General features: G+C 74.4%; 6 protein-coding genes. All 6 read left to right on the top strand.

The genetic code is table 11. The features are described 5' to 3' along the window. Positions 1-35: 35 nt before the first annotated feature. Positions 36-10,970, top strand: coding sequence for a type I polyketide synthase (locus ABZ490_RS40285; RefSeq protein WP_359002210.1), 10,935 nt, complete (start codon positions 36-38; stop codon positions 10,968-10,970). Continuing rightward, complete coding sequence (locus ABZ490_RS40280) at positions 10,967-12,217, top strand: activator-dependent family glycosyltransferase (protein ID WP_359002208.1); 1,251 nt, start codon at positions 10,967-10,969, stop codon at positions 12,215-12,217. The genes ABZ490_RS40285 and ABZ490_RS40280 overlap by 4 nt, the downstream gene beginning before the upstream one ends. A gap of 67 nt (positions 12,218-12,284) precedes the next feature. After that, on the top strand, positions 12,285-12,476 hold the full coding sequence (locus ABZ490_RS40275) for a ferredoxin (protein ID WP_359002206.1): 192 nt from the start codon (positions 12,285-12,287) through the stop codon (positions 12,474-12,476). Positions 12,477-12,521: 45 nt separating this feature from the next. After that, positions 12,522-13,589, top strand: coding sequence for a glucose-1-phosphate thymidylyltransferase (locus ABZ490_RS40270; protein WP_359002204.1), 1,068 nt, complete (start codon positions 12,522-12,524; stop codon positions 13,587-13,589). Further along, a complete protein-coding gene (rfbB, locus tag ABZ490_RS40265; protein ID WP_359002202.1) occupies positions 13,586-14,614 on the top strand; it encodes a dTDP-glucose 4,6-dehydratase in 1,029 nt (342 codons plus the stop codon). Before ABZ490_RS40270 ends, rfbB begins: the two co-directional genes overlap by 4 nt. Continuing rightward, complete coding sequence (locus ABZ490_RS40260) at positions 14,611-15,816, top strand: FAD-dependent oxidoreductase (protein ID WP_359002200.1); 1,206 nt, start codon at positions 14,611-14,613, stop codon at positions 15,814-15,816. The genes rfbB and ABZ490_RS40260 overlap by 4 nt, the downstream gene beginning before the upstream one ends. The last annotated feature ends 52 nt before the right edge of the window (positions 15,817-15,868 follow it).

Raw genomic sequence — 15,868 nt, 5'->3', positions numbered from 1 at the left:
ATGACCGACACGACCTTCCAGGTGGGGGAGTACGCGTGAACGAGCAGGAAAAGCTCCTCAGCTACCTCAAGAAGGTCACCGGAGACCTGCACGAGACCCGCAGGCGACTGCGGGAGGCGGAGACCGCCTCCCGCGAACCGGTCGCCATCGTCGCGATGAGCTGCCGCTTCCCCGGCGGCGCCGACTCGCCCGAGGACCTGTGGCGGCTGCTCGCCTCCGACGGCGACGCCGTGACCGAGTGGCCCACCGACCGCGGCTGGGACCTCGCCGACCACTACGACCCCGAACCCGGCCGCCCCGGAAAGACGTACAGCACCTCCGGCGGCGCCCTCGCCGCGGCCGGTGACTTCGACGCCTCCTTCTTCGGCATCTCGCCGCGCGAGGCGATGGCGATGGACCCCCAGCAGCGGCTGCTCCTCGAGATCTCCTGGGAGGCGTTCGAACGGGCCGGCATCGACCCCACGACCCTGCGCGGCTCCCGCACCGGCGTCTTCGCCGGCACCAACGGCCAGGACTACCCGGCGCTGCTGCTGGCCTCCCAGGAGAGCCTGGAAGGACACGTCGGCACCGGCAACGCCGCCAGCGTCGTCTCCGGCCGTATCTCCTACACCCTCGGCCTGGAGGGGCCCGCCGTCACCGTCGACACCGCCTGCTCCTCCTCCCTCGTCGCCCTGCACCTCGCCGTACGGGCACTGCGGTCCAGGGAGTGCGACCTGGCGCTCGCCGGCGGTGTCACCGTGCTGTCGACCCCCGGCCTCTTCCTGGAGTTCAGCCGGCAGCGGGGCCTCGCCCCCGACGGCCGCTGCAAGGCGTTCGCCGACGCCGCCGACGGCACCGGCTGGGCCGAGGGCGCCGGCATGCTCCTCGTGGAGCGGCTGGCCGACGCCCGCCGCCTCGGGCACCCGGTGCTCGCCGTGGTCCGGGGCAGCGCCGTCAACCAGGACGGCGCCTCCAACGGCCTGACCGCCCCCAACGGCCCCTCCCAGCAGCGCGTCATCTGGCAGGCACTCGCCGACGCGCAGCTGTCCACCGCCGACGTCGACGCGGTGGAGGCACACGGCACCGGCACCACGCTCGGCGACCCGATCGAGGCCCAGGCCCTGCTCGCCACCTACGGCCAGGACCGCGAACAGCCCCTGTGGCTCGGGTCGGTGAAGTCGAACATCGGACACACCCAGGCCGCCGCCGGAGTCGCCGGCGTCATGAAGATGGTCCTGGCCATGCGGCACGGCCTGCTGCCCCGCACCCTCCACGTCGACCGGCCCACCAGCCACGTCGACTGGACGGCCGGCCGCGTCGAACTCCTCACCGAGGCCCGCCCCTGGCCCGTCGCCGACCGGCCCCGACTCGCCGGTGTCTCCTCCTTCGGAGTCAGCGGCACCAACGCCCACGTCATCCTCGAACAGCCCGCCCCCGAACCGGCCGCGCCCGCCGAGGAGCCCCCCGCCCCGTCCCGCACCACCCTGCCGTACGTCGTCTCCGCGCGCAGCGCCACCGCGCTGCGCGCCCAGGCCGCCGCCCTGCACGCCCGGCTGCGCGCCGACGGGACGGCGGCCCCGCACGACCTCTCCTGGTCGCTCGCGGCCACCCGCTCCGCGTTCGAACACCGCGCGGTGCTCCTCGCCGACGACCGCCCCGAGCTGCTGCGCGGCCTGGAGTCCCTGGCGGCGGGCGCCCCGGCGGCCGGTCTCGTCCAGGGCGTGGCCGACGTGGACGGCCGTACCGTCTTCGTCTTCCCCGGCCAGGGCCCCCAATGGCCCGGCATGGCCACCGAACTCCTCGACACCGAACCCGGGTTCCGCGCCCACTTCACCGCCTGCGCGACGGCCGTCGAGGCTCTCGTGGACTGGTCCGTCGAAGCTGTGCTGCGCGGCGCCGACGACGCACCCACCCTCGACCGCGTGGACGTCGTCCAGCCCGCGCTGTTCGTGACCATGGTGTCGCTGGCCCGCCTCTGGCAGGACCGCGGGGTCCACCCCGACGCCGTCGTCGGACACAGCCAGGGCGAGATCGCCGCCGCCTGCGTCGCCGGGGCCCTCACCCTGGACGACGCGGCCCGCGTGGTCGTCCTGCGCAGCCGGGCCATCACCGCCCTCGCCGGACACGGCGGCATGGCCTCGGTGCTGCTGCCGGTCACCGACGTCCGGGAACGGCTGGCATCTTGGGAAGGCCGGGTGTCGGTCGCCGCCGTCAACGGGCCCGCCTCCGTGGTCGTCTCCGGCGACGCCGATGCCGTACGCGACCTGGTCGCCGACCTCACCGCCGCCGGCGCCCAGGCACGGCGGATCCCCGTCGACTACGCCTCGCACTCCGCCCAGGTCGAGGAGATCCACGACCGGCTCCTCACCGACCTCGCCGCCGTCCGGCCCTGCACCGCCGACGTGCCGTTCTTCTCCACCGTCACCTGCGACTGGCTGGACACCGAGCGCCTCGACGCCGGCTACTGGTACGACAACCTGCGCCGCACCGTCCGCTTCGCCGACGCCGTACGGGCCCTCGCCGCACAGGACTTCCGTGCCTTCGTCGAGTCCAGCCCGCACCCCGTGCTCACCGCCGCCGTCCGCGACACCCTCGACGAGGACGGCCGCACCGGCACCGTCGTCACCGGCACGCTCCGCCGCGGCGAAGGCGGACCCCGCCGCTTCCTCACCTCCCTGGCCGAGCTGAGCGTCCGCGGCGCCGCCCCCGCCGACTGCACGGCCCTCGCCGACCCCGCCCCCCGCGTCGACCTGCCCACCTACGCCTTCCGACGCCGCACCTACTGGCCCACCCCCGCCCTCACCACGCCCGCGACGGCCACCGGCACGGACCTCGACGCCCGCTTCTGGGAGTCCGTCGAGAACGGAGAGACCGCCCCGCTGGCCGCCGCCCTCCACCTCGACCAGGACACCCTCGCCACGGTCCTGCCCGCCCTGGGCGACTACCGCAGACGCAGCCGCGAGAACGCCACGGTGGACGCCTGGCGCTACCGCGTCACCTGGAAGCCCCTGCCCACCGCCCCGGCCCCCGTCCTGAGCGGACCGTGGCTCGTCGCCCTGCCCGCCGCCCACCAGGACCCGGACCACCCCCGTCACGCCCTCGGCGCCGCCGTCGTCGACGCCCTCGCCCGCGCGGGCGCCGAACCGGTCACCGTCCCGGTCGCCCCGCACGACGACCGCGACCGCATCGCGCACACCCTGCGCACCACCGGATGCGACCGGCCGCGGGCCGTCCTGTCGCTGCTCGCCCTCGACGAGGAGGAGGACGCGGCCCGGCCCGGCCTGCCCAGCGGATTCGCCGCCACCGTCTCCCTCGTCCAGGCACTCGACGACCTCGGCCGGGACACACCCGTCTGGTTCGCCACCCGAGGCGCCGTGGCCGCCACCGCCACCGAGACCGTCGACGCCCCGGAGCAGGCTCTCGTCTGGGGATTCGGCCGTGTCGTCGCCCTCGAACAGCCACAGCGCTGGGGCGGCCTGATCGACCTGCCCGCCACCCTCGACCCCCGCACCGCCGAACGGCTCACGGCCGCCCTCGCCGGCATCGGTCAGGAGGACCAGCTCGCCCTCCGCGACACGGGCCTCCTCGCCCGCCGCCTCCACCGCGCGGCGACCGGCGGCCTGGGCGGCGGCCGGGACTGGACCCCCACCGGAACCGTCCTCGTCACCGGCGGCACCGGCGCCCTCGGCCGCCAGGTCGCCCGCGGACTCGCCCGCCAGGGCGCCCCCGGCCTCCTCCTGGTCAGCCGCACCGGCGCCGACGCACCCGGCACCGCCGAACTCCGCACCGAACTCACCGGACTCGGCGCAGGACACGTCGACATCGCCGCCTGCGACATCGCCGACCGCGACCAGCTCGCCGCCCTGCTGGCCACCGTCCCCGCCGAACGACCGCTCACCGCGGTCTTCCACACCGCCGCCGTCCTGCGCGACGGCGTCATCACCACCCTCACCCCCGACCAGCTCGCCGAGGTCCTGCGGGTCAAGGTCGGCGGCGCCCGCAACCTCGACGCGCTCACGGCCGGGCTCGACCTCTCCGCGTTCGTCCTCTTCTCGTCGACCGCCGGGACGATCGGTGCCCCCGGCCACGCCAACTACGCCCCCGGCAACGCCCTCCTCGACGCCCTCGCCCAGCAGCGCCGTTCCCGCGGCCTGCCCGCCACCGCCATCGCCTGGGGACCCTGGGCCGACGGCGGGATGGCCGAGGGCTCCGTCGGCGAACGTCTCCAGCGGCACGGCGTACGCCCCATGAACCCCGATCTCGCCCTCGGGGCCCTGCAACAGGCCCTGGACCACGACGACACCACCCTCGCCGTGACCGACATCGACTGGGACCTGTTCGCGCACGCCTACACCACCGCCCGGCCCCGGCCCTTCCTCGACGACCTGCCCGACGCCCGGCGCGCCCTCACCGCCCGCCGCGGCCCCGACCACGACCCCCGTCACGGCGCCGACGGCGACCCCCACGAGACCGGCGACCTCATCCGGCGACTCGCCGCACTCGCCGCACCGGAACAGCGGGCCGCCTTCGAGGAACTCGTCCGCGCCCACGCCGCCGTCGTCCTCAACCACGCGGGACCGCAGGACGTCGAGCCCACCCGCTCCTTCCGCGAACTCGGCTTCGACTCGCTCACGGCCGTGGAACTCCGCAACGCCCTCAGCGCCGCCGTCGGCCGCCCCCTGCCCGCCACCCTCGTCTTCGACTACCCGACCCCGGCCACCCTCGCCGAACACCTCCGTGCCGCCGTCGCCCCGACCGCTGAGCACGGCCCGGACGCTGTGCTTCCGCTGCCGCGCTCCACCGACGACGACCCGATCGTCATCACCGCGATGAGCTGCCGTTTCCCCGGCGGGGCCGACACCCCCGAGGACTACTGGCGGCTGCTCGCCGACGGCACCGACGCCATCGGCGCATGGCCCGACGACCGCGGCTGGGACATTGACGCCCTCTACGACCCCGAGCCCGGCGTCCCCGGCCGCGCCAGCACCCAAGGCGGCGGATTCCTCGCCCACGTCGCCGACTTCGACCCCGGCTTCTTCGGGATCTCGCCGCGTGAGGCGCTGGCGATGGATCCGCAGCAGCGGTTGCTGCTGGAGCTGGCGTGGGAGGCGTTCGAGCGCGCGGGCATCGACCCGACGACCCTGCGCGGCTCGCGCACCGGCGTCTTCGCCGGCACCAACTACCAGGACTACGCCTCCCGCCCCCTCGACCCCGCCACGGCCGAGGAGGTCGCGGGCCACCTCGGCACGGGCAACACCGCGAGCGTGATGTCCGGCCGGGTGTCCTTCACCCTCGGTCTGGAAGGGCCCGCGGTGACGGTCGACACGGCGTGTTCCTCGGCGCTGGTGGCCCTGCATCTGGCGGTGCAGGCGTTGCGGGCGGGGGAGTGTGATCTGGCGTTGGCCGGTGGTGTGACGGTGATGTCGACGCCGGGGTTGTTCCTGGACTTCAGTCGGCAGCGGGGGTTGGCGGCGGACGGCCGGTGCAAGGCGTTCTCGGACGCGGCGGACGGGGCCGGGTTCTCCGAGGGTGCGGGTCTGGTGCTGGTGGAGCGGTTGTCGGACGCGCGGTCGGCCGGGCGTCCGGTGCTGGCGGTGGTGGCGGGTTCGGCCGTCAATCAGGATGGTGCGTCCAATGGCCTTACGGCGCCGAACGGGCCTTCGCAGCAGCGGGTGATCCGTCAGGCGCTGGCGGGGGCCGGGTTGCGGCCGTCGGATGTGGATGCGGTGGAGGCGCACGGTACGGGTACGGCGCTGGGTGATCCGATCGAGGCGCAGGCGATCCTGGCCGCTTACGGTCAGGATCGTGAACGGCCCCTGCTGCTGGGGTCGGTGAAGTCGAACATCGGTCATACCCAGGCCGCCGCGGGTGTCGCCGGTCTGATCAAGATGGTGCTGGCGCTGCGGCACGGCGTGCTGCCGCGGACGCTGCACGTGGAGGAGCCGTCGTCACACGTCGACTGGTCGGCGGGGGCGGTGCAGCTGCTGACGGAGGGTGCCCAGTGGCCGCGGGTGGAGGGGCACAGCCGTCGTGCGGGTGTGTCGTCCTTCGGTCTGAGCGGCACGAACGCGCATGTGGTGCTGGAGGAGGCGCCGGCCGAGCCGGAGTCACAGCCGCACGGGGTGAGCGGGGCTGTGGTGCCGTGGGTGGTGTCGGGCCGTACGGGTGCGGCGCTGCGGGCCCAGGCGGGCCGGCTGGCGCGGTTCGTGGCCGCCGACGAGCGGACCGCCGAAGCTGAGGTCGCCGCCTCTCTCGTGCGGTCGCGGTCTCTGTTCGAGCACCGGGCGGTGGTCTGGGGTACGGAGCGTGCGGAGCTGGTGCGGGCGCTGGAGGCGGTGGCTTGCGGCGAGGAGGCGGTGAACGCCGCGACGGGCACGGTACGGCGTGACGCGCGCACGGCGTTCCTGTTCGCCGGGCAGGGCTCCCAACGCCTCGGTATGGGCCGGGAGTTGTACGACGCGTATCCGGTGTTCGCGGATGCCTTCGACGCGGTGGACGCGGAACTGCCCTTCAGCCTGCGGGAGGTGGTGTTCGGCGAGGACGCCGACCTGCTGAACCGCACGGAGTTCACCCAGCCGGCCCTGTTCGCCCTCGAAGTGGCGCTGTTCCGGCTGCTGGAGTCGTGGGGTGTGCGCCCCGACGTCCTCGCCGGGCATTCCATCGGTGAGATAGCGGCCGCTCACGTTGCCGGGGTCTGGTCGCTGGCGGATGCGTGTCGTCTGGTGGCGGCGCGGGGCCGGCTGATGCAGGCTCTGCCGTCCGGGGGCGCGATGGTGGCGCTCCAGGCCGCCGAGGACGAGGTGCTGCCCCTCCTCGGTGACGAGGTGGGGATTGCGGCGGTCAACGGTCCCCAGGCCGTGGTGATCTCGGGTAAGGCGGATGTGGTCGCGGAGATCGCGGACGGCTTCCGTGCTCAGCGCCGCAAGGCCACCGCGCTCCGGGTCAGCCACGCCTTCCACTCGCCGCTGATGGAGCCCATGCTCGCCGACTTCCGCAAGGTCGCGGAGAGTCTGACGTACGAGCGGCCGAAGCTTGCCCTGGTCTCGACGGTGACGGGTGAGGCGGCCACGGCCGAGGAGCTGATGTCGGCGGACTACTGGGTCGGTCATGTGTGCCGCCCGGTGCGTTTCGCCGACGCCGTGCGGACCCTCGCCGGGCAGGGGGTCGGCCGTTTCGCCGAGCTCGGTCCGGACGGCACCCTCACCGCCCTCGCCCAGGCGTCCCTCGACGACACCGAGGGCACGGTCCTCGTGCCCCTGCTGCGCAAGGACCGGCCGGAGGCACCCGCCGTGCTCGCCGCCCTCGCCACGCTGTTCACCGACGGAACGAAGGTCGACTGGGTATCTCAACTACCCCGCACCACACCGGTGTTGCTCCCGACCTACCCCTTCCAGCGGCGCCGCTACTGGCTGGACGCCGCCGAGTCGACCGGTGATGTGACCGCCGCCGGGCTGGACCGCGTGGCGCACCCGCTGCTGTCGGCCGCCGTCAGGGTCGCCGACACCGGCGGGCTCGTCCTCAGCGGACGGCTGTCGGCCCGGGGCCATGCGTGGCTCGCCGACCACCGGGTGCTGGGCCGGGCGATCCTCCCCGCCACCGCCTACCTGGAGCTGGCCGTGCACGCCGGCGACCAGGTCGGCCTCGGTCATGTCGCCGAGCTGACCCTGGAGACCCCGCTGGTGCTGCCCGAGCGTGGCGCCGTACAGCTCCAACTCGCCCTCGGCGCGGCGGACGCGGACGGGCGGCGGCCGTTCGGCGTGCACTCCAGGGCCGCCGACGCCGCTGCCGACCAGCCGTGGACCCGCCACGCCCAGGGGCTGCTCGCCGAGGACCCCGGGCCGGTGCCGCAGGACGCGGGCTCCTGGCCCCCGCCGGACGCCGTCCCGGTCGTACCGGATCCGGCGGGCGAGGCCGACTGGTACGAGCGGTTCGCCGCCGGAGGGTTCGACTACGGTCCGGCCTTCCAGGGCCTTCGCCGCGTGTGGCGGCGGGACCGGGAACTGTTCGCCGAGGTGGCGCTGCCGGAGTCCCACCGGGCCGAGGCGGCTCGTTACGGACTGCACCCCGCCCTGCTGGACGCCGCCGTGCAGACCCTGCTCGTCAGGGCGCTGGACGTCCCGGGCGACGAGGAGGCCGGGGCGACCCTGCCGTTCGCCTGGAGCGGCTTCTCCCTCCACGCGACCGGAGCGAGCGCGCTGCGCGTCCGTCTGGCGCCCACCGGCCGTCCGGACGCCTACACGGTGTCCGTCGCCGACCCCGAGGGCCGGCCGGTGGCCACCGCCGACGGACTGCTGCTGCGCCGGATCACCCCCGGCCGGCCCGACGACGCCTCCGACGGCGGGGCGGCTCCCGACGTGCCGCCCCTGCTGGTGCAGCGCTGGCGGCAGGCCGACCCGCAACCCGCCGCCCCGGCCCCCGAGACCGTGCGCTGGGCGCTCCTCGGGCAGGGCGACGGCGGCCTCGCCGAGTCACTGGACACGGCCGGCGTGCACCTGGAGTGCTACGCCGACCTGGCCTCGCTCGCCGCCGCCGTGGACACCGGCACCGCCGCGCCCAAGGTCGTCCTCACCGTGTGCGCCGCCTCCGCGGCGCCTGCCCCCGAGGCCACGAGGGAGCTGCTGGCCGAGGCCGTCGGTCTCGTCCGGCGCTGGGTCGGCGACGACCGGTTCGCCGACTCGCGTCTGGTCCTGGTCACCCGCAGGGCCCTCGCCACCGCCGACACGGAGGACGTCGGCGATCTGGCCGCCGCCGCGCTGTGGGGGCTCGTCCGGTCCGCCCAGCTGGAGCATCCCGACCGGGTGCAGCTGCTCGACCTCGCCACGCCCACGCCGTCCGGCGAGGACGGCTCACCCGGCGCCGTGCCTGCCGCGATCGCCGCCGCTCTCCCGCAGTCCGCCGTACGCGACGGCAGGCTCCTGGTGCCCCGGCTCACGGCACGGGGCCCCGCTCCCGACGGCGGTGCCGCGCCCCTCGCGGCCTTCGGATCCGAGGACACCGTCCTCGTCACCGGTGCCACCGGAGCCCTCGGCACCCTGGTGGTACGGCACCTGGTCACCGCCCACGGAGCGCGCCGGCTGTTGCTGGCGTCCCGGCGCGGCGCGGCCGCGCCGGGGGCCGAGGCCCTGCTCGCCGACCTGGCCGCGCACGGCGCCGAGGCCACTCTCGTCGCCTGCGACGTCGCCGACCCCGACGGGCTCGGGGCCCTGCTCGACCGGGTGCCCGACGCGCATCCGCTGACCGCCGTCGTGCATGTCGCCGGTGTCGTCGACGACGCGACCCTGACCTCGCTGACCGACGCCCGCACCGACGCGGTCCTGCGGCCCAAGGCCGACGCGGCCTGGCACCTGCACCGGCTGACGCAGGACCGGGACCTGAAGGCGTTCGTGGTGTACTCCTCCGCGGCGGGTACCTTCGGCGCGGCGGGGCAGGGCGCCTACGCGGCGGCCAACGCCTTCCTCGACGGGCTCGCCCACCACCGGCGGGCGCACGGGCTGCCCGCCACCTCGATCGGCTGGGGGCTGTGGGCGGCCGAGAGCGGCATGACCGCGGGGCTCGGCGCCGCCGACCGGGAACGGATGGCCAGGAACGGCATGCTGCCGCTGACCGCCGAGGCCGGCCTCGCCCTCTTCGACGCCGCCGTCACCACTCCCGACGCGGCCGTGGTCGCCGTCGCAAGGCAGGCCCCGGCCACCGCGTCCCGTGGCGCGGTACGGCGCGCGGTGGCCTCGGGAGCCCCGGCCGACGGCGGACGACCGCTGTCGGCACGGCTCGCGGACCTCGCCGGCCCGGAGCGGCTCGCCCTGCTGCTGGCCACGGTCCGCGAGCAGGTCGCCGGCGTCCTGGGGCACGACTCCACGGACGAGGTGGCGCCCGACCGGCACTTCGCGGAACTCGGCTTCGACTCGCTGACCGCCGTCGAACTGCGCAACCGGCTCGGGGCCCTGACCGGCTTCCGGCTCCCCCCGACCCTCGTCTTCGACCTCGACACCCCCGAGGCGCTCGCCGCCGATCTGGCCGTACGGTCCGCGGGGGCGGCAGCCGCGCCCCCCGTCGACCCGGGCGCGACGCGCGGCGACGACGACCCGGCCGGGCGCGCCGCCCGCCCCGGGGACACCGTGGGCGCGCTGTTCCGCGGTGCCTGTGAGCAGGGCCGTATCGACGACGGCTTCGCCCTGCTCCAGGCGGTCGCGGAACTGCGGCCGGTCTTCGAGTCCCCGGCCGACGTGACCGATCGGCCCGCCGGCCTGCGGCTGGCCGCCGGCGACGACGGCCCCGCGCTGATCTGCTTCAGCTCGTACGTGGCGCTGGCCGGTGTCCACCAGTACGCGCGGTTCGCCGCCGCGTTCCGCGGCCGGCAGGACGTGTGGGCGCTTCCCACCCCCGGCTTCGGGCGCGGCGAGCCGCTGCCCGCCACGCTGGACGTGGTGGCCGCGACACAGGCCGAGTGGGTCCTGCGGTGCGCGGACGGCAGGCCCTTCGTGCTCACCGGGTCGTCGTCCGGCGGCATCCTGGCCCTGGCCGCCGCCCGCCATCTGGAACGGGCGGGACATCCGCCGCTGGCGGTCGTCCTGCTCGACACCTACATGCCGCGCGCGGACTCGCCGTTCACCCGCTTCTCGGCCCAGATGCTGGGCGGGATGTTCGACCGGGAGTCGATGTTCGCGCACATGGACACCGACCGGCTCTCGGCCATGAGCTGGTACATCCGGATGATCGGGGAGTGGGACCCGGGCGAGCTGTCCGCGCCCGTGCTGCTGGTGCGGCCCGCCGAACCGCCCGTCTCCCCGGACGGCCCCGAGCCGCTCGCGCCGGGGGAGTGGCAGAGCTCCTGGGAGGGCGCCGACCGCGTCGTCGACGTTCCCGGCAACCACTTCACGATGATGGAGTCCCACGCCGCCACCACGGCGGGCGCCCTCGCCGACTGGATCGCCACGGTACTGCCATCGCACACCGCGGGCCCTGCACCGGCCCGACCGACCGAGGGAGCATGATGCGGGTCCTGTTCGTCAGCCTGTCCGAGAAATCCCATGTGTATTTCATGGCCCCGCTGGCGTGGGCGCTCAGCGCGGCCGGCCATGAGGTGCGGGTGGCCAGTTACCCCCTGGCGACCGACATCATCACCGGCGCCGGACTCACCGCCGTCCCCGTCGGCACCGACCACGGCGTCCACCGGGACATGTCCGCCTACCGTGAGTCGCAGGACTACGCGACCGCGAACTGGAGCCGCTGCGAACGCGGCCAGGTGGACTGGGCGGAGCTGAAGGAGCGCTTCGCGCTGAGCGTCCCGTACGCGTTCGCCCCCTACAACGATCCCATGATCGACGACCTCGCCGCGTTCGCCCAGAGCTGGCGGCCCGACCTGGTGATCCGGGACCCGCTGGCCTACGCCGGTGCCATCGCGGCCCGGATCAGCGGAGCCGCCCACGCCCGGCTGATGTGGTGCTCCGACGTGTGGGGCCGCACCCGGCAGACGTACCTGGAACTGATGCGCGAGCAGCCCGAGTCCGAGCGCGTCGACCCGCTCGCCGACTGGCTCGCGGCGAGGTCGGAGCCGTTCGGGTTCTCCTGCGACGAGGAGCTGCTGCACGGCCAGGCCACCATCAGCACCCTGCCGCCGTCCCTGTCCATTCCGTCGGCGTCCCCCGAACTGCCCCTGCGGTACGTCCCCTACAACGGACGTGCGGTGGTGTGGGACTGGCTGCGCGAGGCGCCCAAGCGGCCCCGGGTCTGCCTCAGCCTCGGCACCTCCAACACCGAGGACTACGGCGGCGACTACGTCTCCATCCCGCGGATCCTCGACGCGCTCGCCGACGAGGACGTCGAGGTGGTCGCCGCCCTGCTGCCCGCCCAGGCCGAACAGCTCGGCACCCTGCCCGACAACGCCAGGGCCGTCCACTCGGTCGCCCTGAGCACCCTGCTGCCGAGCTGCTCGGCCGTCATCCACCACGGCGGCTACGGCACCTTCGCCACCGCCATGGTCGCCGGAGTGCCCCAGATGATGCTCTCCACCCTGATCGCCGACCACGAGCAGCGCGGCGGGGCGCTGGAACGCGTGGGGGCGGGCGTGTACCTGCGCCACGGCGACGCCACCGTGGAGACGGTCCGCGACGGCGTGCGGCGGTTCGTCACCGAGCCGGAGACGGCGGACGCCGCCCGACGGCTGCGGGCCGAGTCCCTGGCGATGCCGAGGCCGCACGACCTCGTGGCCGATCTGGAGCGCCTGGCGGAAGTGCGCTGAACCCCTCGCGGCGCCCCGGCCACCGCAACCCGAACACCATCCCGACCCCAGGAACAGGAACGACACCGTGAAGATCATTGTGGACCGCGAGCGCTGTGTCGGAGCCGGTCAGTGCGTGCTGGCCGCCGCCGCCGTCTTCGAGCAGAGCGAGGACGGCCTGGTGGAACTGCTCCAGCCCGAACCGTCCGAGGACCTGCACGCCGCCGTGACCGAGGCGGAACTGATCTGCCCCTCGGGCGCGATCGAGCTGCAGCCCTGACGGCCTCCCCCCACACCCACGACACCAGTTAGGCGGGATGGAACCGTGAAGGCTCTCGTGCTCTCGGGGGGTGCGGGCACCCGGCTGCGGCCGATCACCCACACCTCCGCGAAGCAGTTGGTGCCGGTCGCCAACAAGCCCATCCTCTTCTACGGCCTGGAGGCGATCGCGGACGCCGGGATCACCGAGGTCGCGATCGTCGTCGGCGACACCGAGAACGAGATCCGGCAGGCCGTCGGCGACGGCTCCGACTTCGGACTCGACATCACCTACCTGCGGCAGGAAGCCCCGCTGGGGCTGTCCCACGCCGTGCTCATCGCCCGGGACTTCCTCGGCGACGACGACTTCGTGATGTTCCTCGGCGACAACTTCGTCTTCGGCGGCATCACCGACTCCGTGGACCAGTTCCGCAAGGAGCGCCCCGACGCCCAGCTCCTGCTCACCCGGGTGCCCGACCCGTCCGCCTTCGGCGTCGCCGAACTCGACGACGTCGGGCGCCTGGTGCGGCTGGAGGAGAAACCCGAACAGCCCCGCAGCGACCTCGCGCTGGTCGGCGTGTACCTCTTCGGCCCCGCCATCCACGAGGCGGTGCGCGCCATCCGCCCCTCCCCGCGCGGCGAGCTGGAGATCACCGACGCCATCCAGTGGCTGCTGGAACGCGACCGCGACGTGCGCACCACGGTGATCACCGGCTACTGGAAGGACACCGGGAACGCCACGGACATCCTCGACGTCAACCGCCGGCTGCTGGACCTGCTGGAGTACCGCGTAGACGGGGACGTCGACGAGACCAGCGAGATCGTCGGCCGGGTGCGGATCGACGCCGGAGCGGTCATCCGCGGATCGCGCATCGTGGGGCCCGCGATCATCGGCCCCGGCACCGTGGTCGAGAACTCCTACATCGGCCCGTCGACGTCCATCGCCGAGGACTGCGTCATCCGCAACAGCGAGATCGAGTTCTCGATCATCCTGCGGGAGTCCCGGTTCGACAGCGTCCGCCGGGTGGAGGGCTCCCTCGTCGGGCGCAACGTACGGGTCTCCCTGGGCCCGCGCGTGCCCGCCACCCACCGTCTGGTGATAGGCGACCACGGGCGGGTGCAGATCTCCTCATGACCGGACCGAACACCGCCCCGCGCGCGGCCGGCCCGGGTGCCGTCCGCGTCCTGGTGACCGGCGGCGCCGGCTTCATCGGCTCCCACCACGTACGGACCCTGCTCGGACCCGACGGTCCGGCCGGCGTCACCGTCACCGTCCTGGACAGGCTCACCTACGCCGGCAACCCGGCCAACCTGGACCCGGTGCACGACCACCCCGGGTTCTCCTTCGTCAAGGGCGACATCTGCGACCCGGAAGTCGTCGACGACCTCATGGCCCGGCACGACCAGGTCGTGCACTTCGCCGCCGAGTCCCATGTGGACCGCTCGATCCTGAACCCCGCCGAGTTCGTCCGCACCAACGTCCTGGGCACCCAGACCCTGCTCGACGCCGCCCTGCGCCACGGCGTGGGCCCCTTCGTCCACGTCTCCACCGACGAGGTGTACGGCTCCATCGACACCGGTGCCTGGACGGAGGAGAGCCCGCTGCTGCCCAACTCGCCCTACTCCGCCTCCAAGGCCTCCTCCGACCTGCTGGCGCTGGCCCACCACCGCACCCACGGCCTGGACGTGCGGGTGACCCGGTGCTCGAACAACTACGGCCACCACCAGTACCCGGAGAAGGTGATCCCGCTCTTCGTCACCCGGCTCCTCGACGGCCACAAGGTGCCGCTGTACGGAGACGGAGGCAACGTACGCGACTGGCTGCACGTCGACGACCATGTGCGGGGCATCGAACTGGTCCGCACCGGCGGCCGCCCCGGCGAGGTCTACAACATCGGCGGCGGGACCGAGCTGACCAACCGCCGACTGACCGACCTCCTCCTCGACGCGTGCGGCGCCGGACCGGACCGCGTCGAGTACGTCAGGGACCGCAAGGGCCACGACCGCCGCTACTGCGTCGACTGGTCCAAGATCCGCGACGAACTGGGCTACCGGCCGCGCAAGGACTTCGCCACCGGCCTGGCCGAGACCGTCGACTGGTACCGGGAGAACCGCGCCTGGTGGGAGCCGACGAAGCACGGCGCGGGGGGCACCCGTTGACCGGCCTCGACGAGATCGTCGTCGTCGGCGCGGGCGTCGCGGGCGCCACCACCGCGGAGACCCTCCGACGACAGGGCTACGAGGGCCGCCTCACCGTCGTCGGCGACGAACCCCGTCCGCCGTACGACCGGCCGCCCCTGTCCAAGCAGATCCTCTCCGGCCGCTGGGAGCCCGACCGCGTCCGCCTGCGGGCACCCGAGGCCTACGACCGTGCCCGCATCGACCTGCGCCTGGGCACCGCCGTCACCCGGCTGGACCGGGCCGGGCGCACGGTCGAACTCGCCGACGGCAGCCGCCTGCGCGCCGACGCCGTCGTCGTCGCGACCGGCGTACGGCCCCGGACCCTGCCCGGCGCCGGCGCGCTGACCGGCGTCCACGTCCTGCGCACCCTCGACGACGCGCTCGCCCTGCGGGAGGCCCTCGGCGAAGGACGGCGGCTCGTGGTGGTCGGGGCCGGTCTGCTCGGCACCGAGGCGGCCGTCGCCGCCCGCGGACTGGGCGCCGACGTCACCGTGGTCGGCACCGGACCCGTACCGCTGCTCGACCTGCTCGGGCCCCAGGCGGCCGGACTCGTCGCGGCCGTCCACCGCGATCTCGGGCTGCGCTTCCGGCGGGGGAGGGTGATCGAGGTGCTGGGCGCGGGCGGCGCGGCCGACGGGGTCCTGTTGGTCGACGGCACCCGTCTGCCCGCGGACCTGGTGCTGATCGCGGCGGGTTCTCTCCCCAACACCGAGTGGCTCGCGGGCAGCGGGATCCGTGTCGAGGACGGCGTCGTCTGCGACGGCCTGGGCGCGGCCGGCCCCGGTGTGTGGGCCGCGGGCGACATCGCGAACCGGCCCGACGCCCGGACCGGGCGGCGCAGACGGTGGGAACACCGCACGCAGGCCGGCGAACAGGCGGTCGCGGTCGCCCGCAACCTGCTCGCGGGCACCGGCGCCCGGTCCGTGGCACCGCTGCCCTACTTCTGGACCGACCAGCACGACCTGAAGGTCCAGGTGTTCGGGGAGGTGGCCGGGACCGACCGCTGCCACATCGTCGAAGGCAGCCCCGCCGAACGGAAGTTCACCGCCGTGTACTGCGCGGGCGACCAGGTCCGCGGCGCGGTCGCCGTCAACTCGCCACGCGCCGCCCAACAGCTCCGCCCCCTGGTGGAGAGCGCGGCCCCCTGGACGGGCCTGCCCACGAAGGCCCCTGCGGGCTAGAGGTCATCGGGTCCGTGACGTGCCGCGGCCCGGCTCCTCACCCGTGGTGGGG

It is taken from the genome of Streptomyces sp. NPDC005811, assembly GCF_040630405.1.
In the GTDB taxonomy this organism is placed as follows: Bacteria; Actinomycetota; Actinomycetes; order Streptomycetales; family Streptomycetaceae; genus Streptomyces.
This window is presented reverse-complemented; position numbering and strand designations above follow the sequence as displayed.